Raw genomic sequence first — 19,622 nt, forward strand, 5'->3', positions numbered from 1 at the left:
GCGAGTCTATCGATCGGAGCGGGCTCGCTTCTGTACGACCTAAGTCCGATAGACGGTTTCACCTTCGTGACGGCAAGTCTTCCTCGCGATGGACGTACCCAGCTTAGGTGAAGGGCGTTTTCCTTCCGGACTGAGCCATACCATCAGCGACGACGTTCGCATTCCGGAACATATTGAGATCGGCGCCGAGCCAGGTTTGCAGTTCGAGCTTGCCGGGCCGCGCGCGAAACTTTACTTCGACGCCGGGAAAACACGCGCCGGGATCGTGACCTGCGGTGGCTTGTGTCCGGGGCTGAACAATGTGATTCGCTCGCTTTTTCTCCAGCTCCACTACGGCTATGGGGTGGGGGATGTGATCGGGTTCCGCGGCGGGTACTGCGGACTCGATCCGGATTGCGGCGTCGAGCCGGTCAAGATCACGCCGGAGTTTGTCGAGGGGATTCATCAAAAGGGCGGGACGATTCTCGGCTCGTCGCGCGGCCCGGTCGATTTCGTCCGGGCGGTGGATAATCTCATCGCGCGAAAAGTGAACATCCTCTTCACCTTGGGCGGCGACGGCACTCAGCGGGGCGCCAACGACCTTTACCAGGAAGCGCGCAAACGTGGTTACGCGCTGTCGGTCGTGGGAGTGCCCAAGACGATCGACAACGACGTCGCCTTCGTCTCGCGCACTTTCGGATTCATCAGCGCGATCGACGAAGCGGCCCGCGTGCTCGACTTCGCCCATACCGAGGCGCGGAGCGTGGCGGGCGGCATCGGCCTCGTGAAACTGATGGGCCGGCACGCGGGCTTCATTACGGTTGGTGCCACCATCGCCAGCCAGGACGTCAACTTCGCGCTCGTCCCCGAAGTGCCGTTCAAACTCGATGTCTTTTTGGCGGCGCTGAAGGAACGGATATTAACGAAATCGCATGCCGTTATCGCCATCGCGGAAGGGGCTGGGCAGGATTTGCTCGGCGCCGAGGAATCGGAACGCGACGCTTCCGGGAACTTGAAACTCAAAGACGTCGGCCGGTTTTTTCGCGCCCAGATCGAGGCGTATTTCAAGGCCGAGGGTATCCCGGTCGCCGTGCGCTACTTCGATCCCAGCTATCAGATTCGCAGCCGGCCCGCCAATTGTGAAGACGCGGTCCTCTGCGACCTCTTCGCGCGGCACGCGGTCCACGCCGCCATGGCTGGGAAGACGGGCGTCGTCATCGGTTTTCTGCACGAGCGGTTCATCCACGTCCCTATCGAATTACTCGCCGGTCGCACCAAACGTCTCGACCCCGCCGAAGGTTGGTGGCGCTCAGTCCTCGCGACCACGGGCCAGCCGGAGCATTTCTCTTAAGAACGAAAGCAAACCACCCTATGACACCTGAAAACCTGAACATGGAAGAGATCACGGAGGCGCGGCGCAAAGCCATCGTCGCCTCCATTCGCACCATCAGCGTCGAAGAAATAAAGAAGCTGGGAGAACGCCTCTTCCCCATCGTCAACGATCCATGGCGCGAGAGGGTCTTCGAGTTCCTGGCCGAGAATGCGGGCGCGACGTTTCATCACGCGACCACCAACGACGAGGTTCAGCTCATCTACTGTAATGCGAAGGACAAGGGAATGTGGTTCAAGCCAGGAGTCGGCATGGGACCATTGCAGGCGAAATCGCTGGGGAGATTGAAGGAGATCGTCGAGGGAGGCTAATTCTCGCGCTTGAGCATGGTTAGGCTTCGCTTTGGATCCCGGCGATGAATCCTTGCGCCCCGGTCTTAACGTTAGCGGCATTGGCTTCGTCCGTATCGATGTGCATGGCGAGCGCAAAGCTCGGGTCGACCCGCACGAGAACATCGCCAAATTCCAGTTCGCGATCGCCGGTTATTCGGACCCGCACGATTGATTTGTCTCGCACGCCGTAACCGAGCGCGTCTTCCGGCGTCATGTGAATATGGCGGAACGCGCAGATGACGCCGCGTTCCAGCTGGACGCTCCCGGCCGTGCCTTCCAGCGTGCAACCAGGAGTATCCGCGATGTCGCCACTTTCCCGAATCGGGGGATGAACTCCGAGCTTGAACTGCTCGGTCATGGCAATCTCGACCTGGGAATATTTTCGAGTCGGTCCGAGGACCCGAACGCGCTCGATTCGGCCTTTTGGTCCCACGATGGCGAGTTGTTCCTTGCAGGCGTACTGGCCCGGCTGCGAAAGATCGGACTGTTTCGTCAGATGGTGGCCTGGACCGAAGAGCGCTTCGACGTGTTCCTGGGTGAGATGAATATGATGAGCCGAGACTTCGACCAGGAAGGATCGTTGCTGCTGCGCCTCCAGCGCCCGCATGATGTAGGACCGGCTTAAGGTGCGTAACGCCTCCCGGGCCATCATCCGTTCCTCGTCTGTCGGCACGACGAGCACAGCCACCTTGGAATCATCGGTCGATATCCGGCAGGCTTCGTCGCCACGTGCGTCGCGATTGCGTTGCGCGTCGAGCGTGATGCCCATGCATTCCAAGCCCTGCAACGCCAGGGCGCGAACCTCGGCGCTGCCCTGGCCAACGCCACCGGTGAAGATGACCGCATCCAATCCGCCCATCGACGCGATGTAAGCGCCAATGTATTTGCGGACCCGGTAGCAGTACGTCTTGAGCGCAAGCAGGGCCGGGTGCTGGCCCTCATTCGCCGCTTTGAGGATTTCGCGCATGTCGCTCGAAATCCCGGAAAGCCCGAGCAGCCCGCTTTTTTTGTTCAGCATTTCCTCGCTTTGGGAGGCGCTGATGCCTTCCGTCCGTTCCAGAAAAGCGAGGACGCCGGCGTCGATATCGCCGCAACGGGTCCCCATGATCAAGCCCTCGACCGGAGTGAATCCCATGGTCGTATCCACCGAGCGTCCATGATCGACCGCGCAGAGCGAAGCGCCGTTGCCCAGATGGCAACTCACCAGTTGCAGCTCGTTAGGCCGGCGCTGCAAGAACTGGGCGGCGCGCAGGCAGACGTAATGGTGCGACGCTCCATGGAACCCATAGCGGCGGATTTTTTTCTTTTCACAGAGCTCATAGGGCAAGCCGTAGAGATAGGCGTAGGCCGGCAAGGTGTGGTGAAACGCGGTGTCGAACACCGCCACCTGGGGCACCGCGGGAAACAAGCGGCGCATCTCGCGAATACCCGCGACCATCACCGGGTTGTGCAAGGGCGCGAGCGGATTGAGCGCTTCCATCTCGTCGAGCAACTCGTCCGTGATGAGCGCGCCTTCGGTGAACTTCTCCCCGCCGTGCACCACGCGATGAGCGACCACGCTGATGTCGCCCGCGCCGCTCAGCACACCGGTCTCCTTCGAAGTAAGTTCGGCCACCATCGTTTTGAACGCGTCCGCAAAAGCGCCTTTCGGCAGCTCGCGTTTGACCTCTCCCTTGGGCCCGCGATGGCTGAGCTTCGTTCCTTCAAGGCCGATCCGCTCGATTTGTCCGCGCGCCTGCCGCGTTTCGTTGGCCGTGTCGTAGAAACAATATTTGAGCGATGACGAACCGCAGTTGATGACGAGAATCTTTTCCGGCCGCTCTCCTTTGAGCTTGAGGCCGTAAGGATCATCGCCTTCCCGGAACGCCGCGCCCCCTTTTGTGGGATCGCTCAAGATGGTCTTCATCCGTTCCGCGATGGTGCGCGAGATGCGCCGCACCGCGCCCGGCTCGGAGACGATGAGGGACTGGAAAATCGATACCGGAATAAGCAGCACCTCACAGTGCGAATCGGCGATGAAGTCCGCCGCCACGGCATCGCCGGTCATCAGCGCCATTTCGTTGAAGGTGTCGCCGGCTTTTAATTGCCCGAGGGAATGCCGCGTTCCCCCATCGCCGACGGCCGAGGCCGTCACCGTCCCGCTCAGGACGACCCCAAAGTGCGCGGCTTCCTCGCCGCGATGCATAATTGCTTCCCTCGCTTCAAAGGAAACGACGCGCGAAGCCTCGACCAGCTGTTGCAGACGGTCGGCGGAGAACTCCTGAAACAGGGGAACCTGTTCTTTGAGAAACGCAGGCGAACTCATGGTTTTGGACCGGGCCGTCCTCTGGCAGAATGAATGAATCAGGGGGGCGGCCGCCAACTGGACCAAAGTCCGATTGATGGCGGATTCGCGGAAAAGCATGGTGCCACCCAACACCAACAGGCCGAATTTCCGTTTCGGACGGGCGTAAGACCAAGGTCCCATATCCGGGTGCGCCCCAAGCGCTACCATGGCCGGGACATGCTCACTCGCATTGTTTTTTTCCTCCTGGCATGCGATCTGGCGCTAACAACGGCGGCGGCTGAACGTCCCCAGGGCACCTCGGCTGGGGAAGTGCGATTGCTTCAGAGCGAGCGGTCTGCGTTGCCCGCGATTCAAGCGGCCGATCTCGCGCTCGCGCGCCCCCTTGATCGCCAGGCGTACTACAGGTGGGTCGCGGCCTTAAATCCGCTGCCGTCCTACCTGGCCTCAATCTGGGAAGAGCGCCGGGGCCTTATCATTGCGGTTCTCGCAATCGTGGCAGTACAATCGGCGCTGATTGCGGGATTGCTGGTGTATCACGCCGCGCTTCGCCGGGCGAAGGGCGAGGGGCAGGAGGCGCACTTGGAGATGCGGAGGTTGCAAAACGAGATCGCGCACGTCGGTCGGGTTTCCATGATGGGCCAACTGGCCTCATCGCTGGCCCATGAAATCAACCAGCCGCTGGGCGCGATCCTGCGCAACGCCGAGGCAGCCGAGCTCTTCTTGGAGAGTAAGAATCCGGACCTCGAAGAAATCCGGGCGATTCTTGCCGACATTCGGGCCGACGATCAGCGGGCGGGATCCGTGATCGATCGAATGCGTTCCCTGCTCAAGCGACACGTGCTAGAGACTCAACTTCTCGACCTCAGCGAAGTCGTGGGCGATGTCGCCCAACTTGCGCGGCCAGATGCAGCGTCACGGCGCGTGGCCCTGACGGTGGAAGTGCCGGACATTCTGCCGCCCGTGCGCGGCGACCGGGTCCATCTGCAGCAAGTCCTGCTCAATCTCATCGTGAATGGGATGGACGCGCTGAATGGTTCGAGCCCTGAGAATCGGAGCGTCACGGTGCGCGCCCGGGTCGACGCGGCGCAAGGAGTTGAGATCTCGGTGAGCGACACTGGCCACGGCATTGCCGCCGCGAAACTTTCCCAGGTCTTCGATCCTTTCTACACCACCAAAGCGGATGGAATGGGGATGGGTCTGCCTATCTCCCGGACCATCGTTGAGTCGCACGGCGGACGGCTTTGGGCCGAGAACAACAACAACACCGGGGCGACCTTCCGTTTCACGTTGCCGCTGGCAGACGGAGCAAGGGGCGGGGGGCGAGGGGCGAGGGACGGAGTATGAGCCAGCGATCTTTGGAGGAATTTGGAGCGGACCGGAAGTCGAAGGAGCTTTTTGATCTCGTCGTCGCGGATCGGGAACGGCTGCGACGTGATCCACTCTGTTTCAAATTGGTTTCTCAGCAAATTGGCAGTGCGGATTCCATCTGCTCAAACATTGAGGAAGGCCACGGCCGCCTGAGCCCCCCTGAGTACATACGCTTCCTCGATTTTGCCCGCGGTTCCGCGCGCGAGACTCGAGGTCGCTACCTGCGCATGACTCACTGGCTTGGTGAAGACGTTGTTCAGCAACGCACCGCCTTGGCTGACGAGATCCTCGGAATTCTTACGGCGTCGATCGAGCGACTGCGCTCTCAATCCAGCTCAACCACAACAGAAAGACTCCATGAGGAGGTAACCTTATATGGCACTTAATCCAGCCCTCGACCCTCGACCCTCGTCCCTCCGTTCCGGCTCCGGCTCTCAGCCAATCGTCCATCTGGTGGACGACGACAATTCATTTCTCCGCGCTACTTCCCGTTTGCTGCGGGCCAAGGGATTTGTGGTTAAGACTTTTACTTCCGCGGCCGATTTGTTTTCCCACCGTGACCAGGACGCGTCCGGATGTTTGGTGGCGGATTTGCAGATGCGAGAAATGGATGGCCTCGAATTGCAGGCGGCCATCGCGCGGACTTGCAATCCGTTGACCGTTCTTTTTCTCACCGGCCACGGCGACATCCCGGCGAGCGTCCGGGCGATGCGGGGTGGGGCAGAGGATTTCATAACGAAGACCGCGCCCAAAGGGGTCTTACTGGACGCGATCCGGCGCGCGATGAGCCGGGATGCCCGGGATCGGAAGAAACGAGCGCGAAGGCGTGAGATTCTGGAGCGGGTTGGGACTCTGACCGAGCGCGAGCGCGAAGTATACAGCCACGTAATCCGCGGACGGTTGAACAAGCAGATTGCCGATGATCTTGGAATCACCGAGCGGACGGTTAAATGCCATCGCCAAAGCATAACGACTAAGCTTGGCGTGCCTTCCGTGGCAGAGCTTACCCGGCTCGCACTCGAAGCGGATATTTTCACTGAGAACACCGCGCCCCTCCCCAAAGGACAGTAGCCGGCCTTGCGCCGCGGGACCTACGATGCCCACCACTTTCCGATGGTCCGAAGCAAACAGACTTATGTCGCCGTCGTCGATGACGATGAAAAGGTGTGCCAGTCCTTTGGCCGATTGTTGAGAGCGGCTGGCTTTCAATCCATTACCTATTCTTCGGCCGAGGCATTTCTGGCCGATACAAAGCAGCCGCGCTTCGACTGTCTTGTGCTCGACATCCAACTCGACGGAATGTCAGGGCTTGAGCTGGCTCAGCAGCTGAAGGCCAACGGCGGGTCGCCTCCCTTCATTTTTATCACCGCCCATGACGATCCTAACGCGCGCGGTGAAGCCGAAGCCTCCGGCTGCGCCGCTTATTTTCAAAAGACCGATTCCGGCGCCGATGTCCTCGACGCCATTCGACGTGCCGCCGCCTGAACTATGAAACCACCAGCCAAAACATTCCGAACCAAGAAGCGCAACCAGGTCATAACCATGCCCACGTCCCCGGCAAAAACTTCCAAGCCCACGTCCCAATCTTCTATCGGCATGTTCAGCGCGGGCGAAGCTCGCAGCGATCGCTGGCAGGAGCTGGCGCATGCCGCCCAGACGCTGGCCGCTCAAAGCGCAGCAGGTTCTTCCACAAAGGAAACTTTCGCCTCCGCAGAAGCGCTCCTGGCGTCGCTTACCATGATGGAAACCTTCCGGGCTTATCCCGGCGAAGCGATGATGAGCGCGCTGAAAGACGCTCTTAGCCGGCACGATTTCTCCAGCTTTTCCAGAATCACCAATCGAATTGCCAAGGCCATCATCACCGGTTCCTACCGCCGGTCGGCGAGCGCCTGGAAGCTGGGAGAGGACGGAGAGAAGGAAGGCAACGATCGCCTGATGAAGGACTACTTTGACACCGGCGATCTGGCGAAGCCTTACTTCGAGGTCCTCATTGTCAGTGACGATCCCACGACGGAACAGGTGCGGCAGGGGCGGGCCGAGCTGCGGCAGCTTCGTCGCCCGGAAGATCCGTTTGTGTATGAAGCCGTAACGGTGCCGAGCTTCGAAGAAGGCGTCCTCGCCGTGGTGATGAATGCGGATGTGCAGGCTGTGGTCATCAAGGACAACTTCCGTTTCAAATCGCAGTTTGATGCGCCGCTCCTGCGCACTTATTTGGAGCAGCACCTGTCGCAGGACCTGGGTTCGCTCGAGCCAAAGGACTACGGCGTAGCTCTGGCTCGAGCTATCGGAAAAATACGCCCTGAGCTGGATGTTTACCTCGTCGTCGATGGCGCGGTGGAAAAGGTGGCGAGCCATCTCGATTCCAAAAATATCCGGCGCATTTTCTACGGGATCGAAGACCTGATGGAAATCCATCTCGCTCTGCTGGAGGGAATCAACCAGCGCTACGACACGCCTTATTTCAATAACCTGAAAAACTACGCGCGCCGGCCGATCGGCACGTTCCACGCCCTGCCCGTGGCGAGGGGCAAGTCGGTCTTCAATTCTCATTGGATCCGGGACTTCGGCCATTTCTACGGCGCCAACATTTTCATGGCGGAATCCTCAGCCACAACCGGCGGCCTTGATTCGCTGCTCGAGCCGACCGGCAATATCAAGGTTGCGCAGGACAAGGCGGCGCGGGCCTTTGGTTGCCAGCATCTGTTTTTCGGAACCAATGGCACTTCCACGTCGAACAAGATCGCGGTCCAGGCCATCGTTCGTCCCGGTGACATTGTGCTCGTTGACCGCAACTGTCATAAATCCCATCACTACGGACTGGTGATCTGCGGGGGACAGCCGCTTTATGTCGAGGCTTATCCTCTGACCGAGTACTCGATGTATGGCGCGGTGCCTCTGCGAACAATCAAGAAGGCCCTGCTGGAGCTGAAGGCGGAAGGAAAACTAGATCGCGCCCGCATGCTCCTGCTCACGAACTGCACCTTCGACGGCCACATCTATAATGTAGAGCGGGTTATGGAGGAGGTGCTGGCGATCAAGCCAGACATCGTCTTCCTCTGGGATGAGGCGTGGTATGCCTACAACCGGTTCTCTCAATTCCACCGCATGCGTTCCGCGATGGGGGCGTGTGAAGCGCTCCGGGAGCGTTATGCCTCCGAGGCCTATCGAGCCGAGTATGCCGAATTTAAGAAAAAACACGGCAAGATCGATCCGAAGAACGCCAGGCTGCTCGAGACGCATCTCCTGCCTGACCCCGATGCAGTGAAGATCCGGGTCTATGCCACGACTTCCACGCATAAATCGCTCTCCTGTTTCCGCCAGGGCTCTTACATCATGGTGAATGATGATTGCTGGGAGAGCACGGAGGCGCCGTTCAAGGAGGCATTCTTCGCTCATACGAGCACCTCGCCGAACCTGCAGCTGATCGCCTCCCTCGACGTCGCCCGCCGGCAGGCGGAGCTGGAATGTTATGAGCTGGTCGGGCGTTCCATTGAGCTGTCCCTTATCCTGCGCCGGGAAGTAAATCGCCATCCGTTAATCTCGAAATACTTCAGCATCGCGACGAACGCCCAGATGGTGCCTGCCGAATACCGGGAGAGCGGATTCGAAGACTTCCATGCGGATGGGGTGAATTGGAAAACGATCTACGACGCCTGGAAGACGGACGAGTTTGTGCTGGATCCTACGCGCATCACCCTCCTCTGCGGTTCCGCCGGCTTCGATGGCACCGCGTTCAAGGGATTGCTTGCGAGCAAGTTCGACATCCAGCTCAACAAGACGTCGCGAAACAGCGTCCTGCTTCAGACCAACATCAACAATACCCGGAGCGACATCGCCTACCTGATCAAGGTTCTGGCCGACATGGCGCGCCAGATTGAGCGCAAGCTTTCCACGGATGCCGACGAGAAGGCCGCGTTCGACACTCGCGTGAAGAGCCTGGTCACGGACGTGCCAAACCTTCCGAACTTCAGCCGATTCCATGACGTCTTCCGCGAGAATCCGCGCGGCAAAACAAACGAAGGCGACATGCGCACGCCTTTTTTTCTCGCCTATGACGCGGTGAACTGCACGCATGTGAAGCTGCACAGCAAGGAGATTGACGACCTCGTCAGGCGCGGCGAAGCCGTCTCGGCAAAATTCGTGATCCCTTATCCTCCGGGCTTCCCGATCATGGTGCCGGGTCAGGTCATCACGAAGGAAACGATCGAGTTCATGCGCAAACTCGACGTGAAAGAGATCCATGGCTACCAGGCCGCGCTCGGCCTGGAGCTAATCCGGCCGGAGAAGCTCGGAAAAAGAAGCGTCACGAAGAAAGCCAGGGCATCCACGCCCGTGCGCAAAAGAAAATCCTAATCAACCCCGGAGAAAGGCGACCATATGATTGACTGGTTTTTTGCAACCCTAAAGCAGTACCCCGAGATCGCGATCTTTCTCGCACTCGCCTTAGGTTACTTTTTTGGGAAGTTTACCTACAAGGGAATCGGCCTCGGGGCGGTGACCGCCACCCTAATCTCCGCCGTGGTGATTGGGCAGATCGGGATCACCGTCAACCAGCCGCTCAAGGCATTTTCCTTCCTGATGTTCCTCTTCGCCGTCGGCTACGGCGTCGGGCCGCAATTCGTGCGCGGCATTGCGAGTAGCGGCCTGCCGCAGGCGATCTTTGCGGTAGTGCAGTGCATTTTGAGTTTGGCCGCCTGCGTGGTGATCGCGAAGTTTGCCGGTTACGATCTCGGCTACGCGGCCGGACTCTACTCGGGCTCGCAGACCATCTCTGCCGCGATGGGACTTTCGACCGACGCCATCAACCAGCTGGGCAAGCCCGCTGCGGAAGCCAAGGCGTTGCTCGACTCGATGCCGATCGCTTATGCCGTGACCTACATGTTTGGCACGATGGGGTCGGCCATTGTGATTGCCGTTCTCGGACCGAAACTTTTGGGCATCAATCTCGTTGCCGCCTGTAAGGACTACGAGGAGAAGCATGGAGGCGGCAAAAAGGAGGTGGGCGGCCCTGGCACTGGCTGGACCCGCTGGGCACTGCGCGCTTACAAGGTGCAGCCGGGCGGCAAGGCCGCCGGTTTGCGCGTGGCCGAGGCTGAGTCGCTGGTGCCCGGGGCGCGCCTGTTTATCCTGCGCATCCGGCGCGGGGGCGAGATTATGGATGCGACCGCGGATACCGTCCTGAAGGAAGGCGATGCGGTCGCGGTCGCGGGCGAGCGGGAGGTGCTTGTGGGCGTCCTCGGGGCAGCGGCAGTCGAAGTCGAGGACAAGGAGCTGCTCGCGGTTCCAGTGGAAGGCGTCGACGTCCTGGTGACTAATAAGGAGGTCGACGGCAAGACGCTCGAGGAACTGGCGGCGCGCCCGGAGGCGCGTGGCGTGTTTCTGCGCAAGATCACGCGCGGCGCTACCGCCACCGATATTCCTGTCCTGCCGGGAACCGAAATCAATCGCGGCGACTTGCTCACCCTCGTGGGCCGCACCTCGGATACCACGGCGGCCACCAAGATGCTGGGTGTCGCCGACCGCGCAACCGATGTCACCGATATGGCATTCGTGGGCCTGTTTGTCGTGGTCGGCGCTTTGCTCGGCTCGCTCGTGGTCAAGGTGGCTGGGGCCCCGCTCACCCTGTCGACCGCCGGCGGAGCGCTGGTCTTCGGGATCATCGGCGGCTGGCTGCGCTCAGTCCGCCCATCATTTGGACGCATTCCGACGCCCACGGTTTGGTTTATGAACTCGGTCGGCCTGAATATCTTCATCGCTATTGTCGGCATCTCGGCCGGTCCGGGCTTCGTCAATGGTCTGAAAACTCAGGGCGTCGGCCTCTTCCTGTGGGGTGCGGCCGCCACCACGATCCCGCTGGTTCTCGGCATGTTCATCGCCAAATTCGTATTTCGCTTCCACGACGCTCTCAACCTCGGAATAGTTTCTGGGGCGCGCACGACGACGGCGTCGCTAGGCCTCGTCTGCGATCAGGCCAGGAGCCAGATCCCGGCGCTCGGCTACACAGTTACCTATGCGGTGGGGAATACGCTCCTCACCATCTGGGGCATGGTCATGATCCTGTTGCTGTCGTGAGAGCGATTCCAAACCCTTTATTAACCACTGAGTAACCAGGAGGCTGCATGGACATAAACCTTAAGAAATACGAAAAGCTTGGACCGTTCGAGATCAAGGATTTCGTCGCGAAGCTCGCTACGAAATCAGCACAGGAAAATTCCCTCTCTTATCTCAACGCAGGCCGCGGCAATCCGAACTGGGTTGCGACCGAGCCCCGGGAAGCGTTCTTTCTCCTGGGGCAGTTTGCGGTCACCGAATGCAAGCGGGTGCTGGACCTGCCGCCCGGCGTCGGCGGAATGCCCAAGGCGGATGGGATCGCCGGCCGGCTCGAGTCCTGGGTAAGAGAGCATGACGACATGCCCGGAGCGGACTTCCTGGGAGCGATGGTGCCGTGGGCGGTAAAAAAATTCTCCTTCGATGCCGACAAGTTCGTGCACGAGCTGGTCGACTCGATCATCGGCGATCACTACCCGGTGCCGGACCGCATGCTGGTCCACAACGAACAAATCGTTCACGAGTACCTGCAATGGGCGATGTGCGGAAATCCACGGCCCAAAGGGACGTTCAAGATCTATGCGGTCGACGGTGGCACCGCCGCCATGTGCTACACCTTCAAGTCGCTCAAGAGCAACCGCATCCTCAACCCCGGCGACACCATCGCGCTCGGGGTTCCAATTTTCACTCCTTACCTCGAGATGGCGCATCTGGAGGATTACGACCTTCACTTCGTCGAAATCCACGCGAAACAGGAGAAGCAATTCCAGTATCCGAAAGAAGAGATCGACAAGCTGCTCAACCCGAAGATCAAGGCATTCTTCATCGTCAATCCAGGCAACCCTTTCGCGGTCGCGCTTTCCGACGAAACAATCAAGCTGATCGGGGACGTGCTGAAAAAGCGGCCGGATCTTATCCTGCTCACAGATGACGTTTACGGCACTTTCGTACCGGGCTTCCGCTCGCTCATGGGTGAATTCCCGAGGAACACTCTCGGCGTCTATTCCTACAGCAAATACTTCGGGTGCACCGGCTGGCGCCTCGGCACCATCGCAATCCACGAGGACAATATCTTCGACGAAATCATCGCGAAGCATCCCGAGTCCATCAAAAAGAAGCTGGATAAGCGCTATGGCACGCTGACCCTGGAGCCGCGCAAGCTGGCGTTCATCGATCGCATTGTGGCCGACAGCCGCGACGTGGCGCTGAATCACACCGCGGGTCTGTCACTTCCGGCGCAGGTAATGATGACCATGTTCTCGCTCTACGAGCTGATGGACACGAAGAAGGCGTATCAGAAGGCCTGCCTTGGTATCTGCAAGAAGCGCTTCGAAGCTGCGGTCGAGGGGTTGGACATCAAACTCGGGCCTAACGAGCACTTCGACTATTACTATGGCCTGCTCGACTTCGAGTTCTTCGCTCGAAAGTACGTCGGCGAGGACATCGTCAAGTGGATGAAGAAAAACGTGCATCCGCTCGACATCGTGTTCCGGCTGGCCCAGGAGCACGGCATTGTTCTGCTCAATGGGGGCGGCTTCGCCGCGCCGGACTGGTCGGTGCGCATATCGTTCGCGAACCTGGATAATCACGTTTACGACGATATCGGCCGGGCCGCCCGCGCCATCGCGAGAGGCTACCGCGCGGCTTATGAAGCTGCCAAAGGCAAGAATGGGAAGAATGGCAAGGCAGCGGGAAAGAAAGGACCCAAGGGAAAGGCGAAACGGTAACTGGCCGCTTCGCGATGCTGTGATCTGGAGCGCTGTTATGAGAATACGAATCTTTCTCGGCGAATGCGGCTGTGCCGCCATCGCATTGCTCGTCCTAATGAGCGGCACGGACTCGGCCCTCGGCCAGGGCGCCGCCGCTGCGCCGGCATCGGCTGCGACATCTTCGACTGAGGAAGGCCGGACACCTCTAAGTAAGACATTCGACTTCGACGAGTGGCGGCTCGAGGAACGCCGCCAGGCATTCAAGGATACGAAGTTCGAGTTCAACCTGCGAACCATGTTCCTGGATCGAAACCAATTTACCGGACTCGAAAACGAGGCCTGGGCGATTGGCGGGTGGGCGGGAGTGAAGACCGGTTATTTCCTCGATCACATCGCCTTTGGCGCGACGTATTACTTTTCCGTGCCCATCTACGCGCCGGAGAGCCGGGATGGAACTCTGCTCCTGGAGAAGGGGCAGGAAAATTACGACATTCTCGGGGAACTCTACGCGGATATTCGAATCATCGACGGGTTGAATCTCAACATCGGACGGAAGGCCTACGACACGCCGTTCATTAACCGCAACGACACCCGGATGACGCCGAATACATTCGAAGCGATCGTCTTGCAGGGCGTTATCGAATTAGACAAAAGCGACCCCGGTGTGAACGCGGACGGCACGGCTCTAAGTAAGGAGGGCAAAAACGTCGTCGCGCCGCCCCCGAAAAAAGAAGTGGCTACCCTGAAGTATGGGCTTGGCTATTTCGATCAGATCAAGGAACGGAACTCCGATGATTTTGTCTCAATGGCGCGCGATGCCGGCGCAGATGTAGAACGCGGCGTGTTTTCCGGCGGCCTCATCTACCAGAAGGGGAAATTCTCCATCGGCGCGATCGATTACTACAGCGATGACATCATCAATATCGCTTACGCGGAAACGAAAGGGGAAATTCCGTTTAGCCCCGACTTTCGGCCGAAGTATCACGTTCAGTTCGCAGACGAGCGCAGCGTCGGGGATAATCTGCTCGATGGCGTGAGTTTCAGGTCCGATGAAATCGGCCTCAAGGCAGAATTGCCGGTAAAGAATGCCCTTTTTTCCTTCGCGTTTACCCACACGTGGGGGGATGCCAGCCTGCGCGCCCCGTGGAGCGGTCATCCCGGTTATACGAGCGTCCAGGTGCAGGACTTCAATCGGCCAGGCGAGAGCGCATTCCTGTTCCGGATTGGCTATGAATTTCCGTGGGTGAAAGGCTTGAGCGCCTATGCGCTCGGCGTTTGGGGGACTGAGCCGGACCAAAGCGGACAATACCGGCAGGACGAGTACGATTTTAATCTTCAGTGGGCTGCGCCCAAGAAGAGTGTCGTGGACGGTCTCTCGGTGCGCCTGCGTTTCGCTATTGTGGATCAGCACGGCGGGAACGTCGAGGACCTGACTGACTTCCGAGCGACCGTTAACTATTTGATTAAGTTCTAGCCAGAACGCGCGGTGGATTTTCCATGAGCATCGCTCCCAACCTGGAAGAGCAAGCCATAGGATGAACTATCTGACCAACGCCCTTCGGGAACATCAGGAACTGGCGATTTTCCTGACTCTCGCAATCGGTTTTCTAATCGGCCGGATCAAGATCGGAACGTTCAGTCTGGGGACAGTTGTCGGCACCCTCCTCGCAGGAGTTGCCATCGGGCAGTTAAACATCCAGGTCCCCAGTGTCGTCAAATATGTCTTCTTCGATCTTTTCCTCTTTACTACCGGGTACAAAGTAGGGCCCCAGTTTTTTCGTGGGCTAAAGAAAGACGCGCTCCCGCAGGTCACGCTCACCGTCGTTCTCTGCGTCGTCTGCCTGATGGCCGCCTTTTTCGCGGCGAAAATGCTTGGCTACGATATGGGGACAGCGGCCGGGATGCTGGCCGGCGCCTTCACCGAATCCACCGTTATCGGCACCGCCGGCGATGCCATCGGGCGCCTCTCGCTGTCGGATGCGGACAAGCTGAGTCTGACCAACAACATCCCTGTCGCTTACGCCGTCACCTACCTTGTCGGCACTGGATTCATTGTCTGGTTTTTGCCCAACGTGGGTCCAAAGCTGATGGGCGTTAATCTAAAAGAGGAAGCGCGAAAACTTCAGGAGAAGATTTCAGGTTCAGGAGGCTCTCAGGCAGAAGCAATGTCCGCTTTCATGAAGCTGGGCGTGCGCGCTTACCGTATCACCCGCCCGGACTTGATTAACCGGAGCGTCGCTGAATTGGAGTCGCGTCCCAGGGAAGCTCGCGTCTTCATCTCGCGCATCCGCCGGGATGGTAAGATCATCGAACCGCAACCGGACACGATGGTTCGCGAGGGAGACGTCGTCGCGGTCCTGACAAGATCGGAGTTGCTCATGTCGCGCGGCGCGGAAGTCGGGGTCGAAATAAGCGATCCAGAGCTGTTGAATTTTCCGATTGAAATGCTCGATGTCGTCATCACGAACAAGTCGCTCGACGGCAAAAGCATTACGGAGCTGGCAGCCCTGGATAGCGCCCGGGGCGTGTTCCTCAAGAAGCTGACGCGGACTGGCCAGGCCATGCCCTTCCTGCCGGAAACGCGAGTGGAACGCGGCGACCTGGTAACTTTGATCGGATCAGAGAAGGATGTTGAAGGAGCGGCGAAGAGTATTGGCTATCCCTACCGCAAAACGGTCATGACGGACATGATCTTCGTCGGAGCCGGTATCTTCCTTGGCGGCATGGTCGGGTTGCTCACCGTTGTGATTGGCGGCCTGCCCATTACCCTGACCGCCAGCGGCGGCGCGCTGATCATGGGCCTGGTCTTCGGCTGGCTCCGTGCGGTCCGGCCGACATTCGGCCGGATCCCTGAATCGGCCATGTGGGTCTTCGATACGGTCGGGTTGACGGTTTTCATGGCCTGCGTAGGACTGGCCGCGGGCCCAAGTTTCTTCTCCGGCCTTCAGAAATCCGGCCTAAGCCTCGTCCTTGTCGGCCTCATCATCGCCGTCCTCCCGCATACCGTATCCATCTTGTTTGGGCGTTATGTCCTGAAGATGAATCCGATTATTGTCCTCGGAGCCTGTTCCGGGGCCGGGACGATCACCGCGGCGTTACGCGCCATCCAGGAAGAAGCGCAAAGCGAACTGCCGGCCCTCGGCTACACCGTGCCTTACGCGATTGGCAATATTCTTCTGACAGCGTGGGGTCCTGTCTTGATCGCCATGATGTCGTAGGTGCGATGCCCGCCGATCCGTTGATCATCCAAAGAGTGGACCTTCCGGCGTTCATCGATTTGGGCGCCACCATTCTTTTCAGCATCACCGGAGCGGCGGTGGCGATTCGACGCCACTACGATGTCATCGGTGTCTTCGTCCTGGGTCTCGCTTGCGGGCTGGGCGGGGGCTTATTGCGTGACGGTTTGTTTATTCAAAGCGGGCCGCCGGTCGCGATGCGCGACGCCTCGTATCTGGTCGCGGTGCTCATTGGAGTTGTGATTGCTATTTTGTTCTTTACCCACGTGGAGCGGTTATCGAAGCCGTTCCTGATCATTGATGCGTTGGCCCTGGGAGCCTACGGCGTGGTGGGTGCGAGTAGATCCTTCGAAGCCGGCCTGACCACTCCCGCCTGCATCTTCGTCGGCGTTATAAACGCGGTCGGCAGCGGCCTGATCCGCGATGTCCTCATGCGCGACGAGCCGCTCCTGCTCAAACCCGGACAATTCTACGTGATTGCGTCGCTGCTCGGCGTCGCCGGATTCGCGGTGTTGCTAACCGTTTTCCGAACTCCCGTTGTTCCGGCGGCCATCGCCGCGATTGCCATTACCTTCGTGTTCCGTCTCCTCGCCATTTTCTTTGATTGGAAGACCACTTCGGTCATCCGCCCGCCCCCCGCAGTTGATGGCCCCTGACTTCCCGTTACCAGGACTCACAATCTCGTACGACCAAAGTCCAGTTGTCACGCAGAAGTGCGTGTCAGAAAATCCGCATTAACTCGCAAGAACATGAAACCAAAAGCCGCTCGACCCGGATTCGTAATCCAATCATCTCACGCCATCGTCGCGCTCTCCTGTGTGGCATTGCTTTTGTCCGGCAACGCCGCGCTGTTGGCGCAAACGCCTCCGGCCACCCAACCGGCGACGCAACCGGCAGCGCCGCCCGCCGAAGCGCCCGATGCGCCGAAGATTCCGAATGATCAACTGGACTCCTTGGTCGCGCCGATCGCGCTCTATTCGGATCCGCTTCTGGCCCAGACCCTGGCGGCTTCAACCTATCCGCTTGAAGTCATCCAATTGAAGCAATGGATGGATCAGAACAAAAGCCTGAAAGGCAAAGCGCTGACAGATGCGGTCGCGAAGCAACCGTGGGATCCGAGCATCCAATCGATGACGATGGTGCCGGATGTGGTGACGCGCCTGGCTGGAAACATCCAATGGACGACAGACCTCGGGAATGCCTTCCTCGCGCAGCAACAGGATGTGATGGACGCCGTGCAGCGAATGCGCAACAAGGCCCAAAGCAAAGGCACCCTCAAGACAAGCAAGGAGCAAGTGGTCCAGAGCAAATCGGAAGGCGGCAAGGAAGTGATTGTCATCGAACAAGCCAGTCCGGAGACCGTTTATGTTCCATCCTATGATCCAGCGATCGTTTATGGTCCACCGGTGTATCCCTACTATCCCTACTCCTATCCCGGATATTATCCGGGAATGGGGCTGGCCTGGGGCACCGGTATCCTGATCGGGGCGGGGATTGCCAACGGCTGGTGGGGCAATTGCAACTGGGGCGGCGGCGACATCAACATCAATAACAACAACAACTTTAACCGGAACAGCAACCGGAACACGATCAACAACCGTCCCGCCAACGCCAACGGCAAATGGCAGCATAATTCCAATCATCGCGGGCCCGCTCCGTACTCGAACCGCAAGACAGCAGACAAGTTCGGCGGGAACGACCGCGGCGGCCCGAACAGCAACCGGGGACCGGGCGGCGACCGGAATGGGCCGGGCGGCGACCGGAATAAAGGACCCGGTGGCGACCGGAACAGACCTTCGAACCAGCCGAGTAACCGGCCCGGAGGCGATCGGACGGCCGGCAATAAGCCAGGCGGGGATCGTTCCTCGGCGAATCGACCGGGCGGCGATCGTTCGTCAGCGAATCGGCCATCGAACACGAGCAGACCGAGCGGCGGAGGAGACCGGATTTCCAACAACCGGTCCACGCACTCTCCCAGTCCCAGGAGCAACAGCTCTTTCGGCAATAGCGGAGGCTTTAGCAGAAGTTCGGCCTCGTCCAGCTTCAGCCGCGGCTCCCACAGCATGGGAGGCTCGCGCGGCGGAGGAATGTCCCGCGGTGGAGGAGGGGGAGGCAGAGGCGGCGGCCGCCGGCGTTAGAAACCAAGGACGAAACCAATGAAATCAAAATCACTTATTCTTTTGAAACTCCCATTGATCACCGGCGCCTTGTTGCTTTCGGCGACGCTTACTTTGAGCGCGGCCGAGAAAAAAGAGGCGGCTCCGCCACAGGGAACGGGCAAGGCATTCGATAGCGCGCAGGCGGCCGGCGATGCTCTGATCCAGGCTGCGGAAACCTTTGATGTCGCTGCCTTGAAGGAGATTCTCGGCCCCGGGAGCGACGATATCGTGGCATCTGAGGATCCCGTGTCGGACAAGAATCGTGCAGCCGACTTTGTGGCGAAAGCCAAGGAAAAGCATTCGATCGAGGTCGATGCAAAAAATCCGAATAGCGCCACGCTCCTGGTCGGTAATCTGGACTGGCCGCTTCCCATTCCGATCGTGAAAAAGGGTGGGAAATGGTATTTCGATATCAAGACCGGCCGGGAAACGATCCTGTTCCGGCGCATTGGAGCGAACGAGCTGGACGCCTTGGAGATTTGTCGGGGGTTCGTCGACGCCCAGCATGAGTATGCCGCGGACAAGCACGATGATTCCAAAGTCAATCAATATGCGCAAAAGATCATCAGCACCCCGGGAAAACAGGATGGATTGGCCTGGCAAAATGCGGATGGCACCTGGGCGGGTCCTCTCGGTGAAGAAGTCGCAAAGGCGCTGGAGCAGGGCTACAGCGATAAGGCCAAGCCGTACCATGGCTACTTTTTTAAAGTCTTGAAAGGCCAGGGGCCGGCTGCGCCGATGGGACAGATGGATTTCGTCGTCGGAGACGCCATGATCGGCGGATTCGCGCTGGTAGCTTCGCCGGCGGAATACAAGGTCACCGGAGTGCAGAGTTTCATCGTGGGCCCTGATGGCACCATTTATGAGAGGGACCTCGGGCCGGATACTCTGACCGCGTTCAAGAGCATGGAGCGTTTCAATCCCGACAAGACGTGGACGGCGACGGAGGATCATTGGCTGGATGAGGTCGAAGTGGCGGGGCAATAGGGCCACGCTTTTAGGAACCTCTAATTCTCTCAGTGGTTAGCGGAATCGGCTCCTCTTCGCGGAGGGGCCGATTTGCTTTGTCCGGTCGGCCAATCCGGACATAGCACCTTAGTCCAATATTCGGCTG

The 19,622-nt window shown here is 59.2% G+C and carries 15 protein-coding genes; 14 read left to right on the forward strand and 1 reads right to left on the reverse strand.

Going from position 1 to position 19,622, the window contains the following annotated elements; all coding sequences use genetic code 11:
* The first annotated feature begins 88 nt into the window (after window positions 1-88).
* Together VJU77_10540 and VJU77_10545 are read left to right on the forward strand one after the other, a co-directional pair.
* Window positions 89-1,330, forward strand: coding sequence for an ATP-dependent 6-phosphofructokinase (locus VJU77_10540; protein HKP03781.1), 1,242 nt, complete (start codon window positions 89-91; stop codon window positions 1,328-1,330).
* Between the two features lie 20 nt (window positions 1,331-1,350).
* Window positions 1,351-1,680 (forward strand): hypothetical protein, encoded by a 330-nt coding sequence (locus tag VJU77_10545; protein ID HKP03782.1) that lies wholly within the window; start codon window positions 1,351-1,353, stop codon window positions 1,678-1,680.
* 19 nt (window positions 1,681-1,699) lie between these two features.
* Here VJU77_10545 and VJU77_10550 read toward each other — a convergent pair whose 3' ends face one another.
* Entirely contained in the window at window positions 1,700-4,006 is a 2,307-nt protein-coding gene (locus VJU77_10550; protein ID HKP03783.1) for an acetate/propionate family kinase, read from the reverse strand.
* Window positions 4,007-4,204: 198 nt separating this feature from the next.
* On the opposite strand from VJU77_10550, the gene VJU77_10555 reads away from it, so the two are divergent.
* The 12 genes from VJU77_10555 (at window position 4,205) to VJU77_10610 (ending at window position 19,495) form a co-directional block, all read left to right on the forward strand.
* On the forward strand, window positions 4,205-5,332 hold the full coding sequence (locus VJU77_10555; protein ID HKP03784.1) for a sensor histidine kinase: 1,128 nt from the start codon (window positions 4,205-4,207) through the stop codon (window positions 5,330-5,332).
* Window positions 5,329-5,742 carry a four helix bundle protein gene (locus VJU77_10560; GenBank protein HKP03785.1) on the forward strand — a complete coding sequence of 138 codons (414 nt, stop codon included), beginning with the start codon at window positions 5,329-5,331 and terminating at the stop codon, window positions 5,740-5,742. Before VJU77_10555 ends, VJU77_10560 begins: the two co-directional genes overlap by 4 nt.
* Entirely contained in the window at window positions 5,732-6,427 is a 696-nt protein-coding gene (locus tag VJU77_10565) for a response regulator (protein ID HKP03786.1), read from the forward strand. Before VJU77_10560 ends, VJU77_10565 begins: the two co-directional genes overlap by 11 nt.
* Before the next feature lie 42 nt (window positions 6,428-6,469).
* On the forward strand, window positions 6,470-6,841 hold the full coding sequence (locus VJU77_10570; protein ID HKP03787.1) for a response regulator: 372 nt from the start codon (window positions 6,470-6,472) through the stop codon (window positions 6,839-6,841).
* A 3-nt stretch (window positions 6,842-6,844) separates the two neighbouring features.
* A complete protein-coding gene (locus VJU77_10575; GenBank protein ID HKP03788.1) occupies window positions 6,845-9,709 on the forward strand; it encodes a hypothetical protein in 2,865 nt (954 codons plus the stop codon).
* 24 nt (window positions 9,710-9,733) lie between these two features.
* Window positions 9,734-11,428 (forward strand): aspartate-alanine antiporter, encoded by a 1,695-nt coding sequence (gene aspT / locus VJU77_10580; GenBank protein ID HKP03789.1) that lies wholly within the window; start codon window positions 9,734-9,736, stop codon window positions 11,426-11,428.
* A 47-nt stretch (window positions 11,429-11,475) separates the two neighbouring features.
* The gene (locus tag VJU77_10585) at window positions 11,476-13,131 is read left to right on the forward strand and encodes a bifunctional aspartate transaminase/aspartate 4-decarboxylase (GenBank protein HKP03790.1); all 1,656 of its coding nucleotides are present in this window, start codon (window positions 11,476-11,478) and stop codon (window positions 13,129-13,131) included.
* A gap of 37 nt (window positions 13,132-13,168) precedes the next feature.
* On the forward strand, window positions 13,169-14,587 hold the full coding sequence (locus VJU77_10590; protein HKP03791.1) for an OprD family outer membrane porin: 1,419 nt from the start codon (window positions 13,169-13,171) through the stop codon (window positions 14,585-14,587).
* Between the two features lie 61 nt (window positions 14,588-14,648).
* A complete protein-coding gene (aspT, locus tag VJU77_10595) occupies window positions 14,649-16,331 on the forward strand; it encodes an aspartate-alanine antiporter (protein HKP03792.1) in 1,683 nt (560 codons plus the stop codon).
* Between the two features lie 5 nt (window positions 16,332-16,336).
* Window positions 16,337-17,005: a TRIC cation channel family protein gene (locus VJU77_10600; protein ID HKP03793.1), complete on the forward strand. Its 669-nt coding sequence runs from the start codon at window positions 16,337-16,339 to the stop codon at window positions 17,003-17,005.
* A 93-nt stretch (window positions 17,006-17,098) separates the two neighbouring features.
* Window positions 17,099-18,487 (forward strand): DUF3300 domain-containing protein, encoded by a 1,389-nt coding sequence (locus VJU77_10605; protein ID HKP03794.1) that lies wholly within the window; start codon window positions 17,099-17,101, stop codon window positions 18,485-18,487.
* Window positions 18,488-18,505: 18 nt separating this feature from the next.
* Complete coding sequence (locus tag VJU77_10610; GenBank protein HKP03795.1) at window positions 18,506-19,495, forward strand: DUF2950 domain-containing protein; 990 nt, start codon at window positions 18,506-18,508, stop codon at window positions 19,493-19,495.
* Window positions 19,496-19,622 lie beyond the last annotated feature (127 nt).

The sequence above is a fragment of the Chthoniobacterales bacterium genome (assembly GCA_035274845.1).
In the GTDB taxonomy this organism is placed as follows: Bacteria; Verrucomicrobiota; Verrucomicrobiia; order Chthoniobacterales; family UBA10450; genus AV80.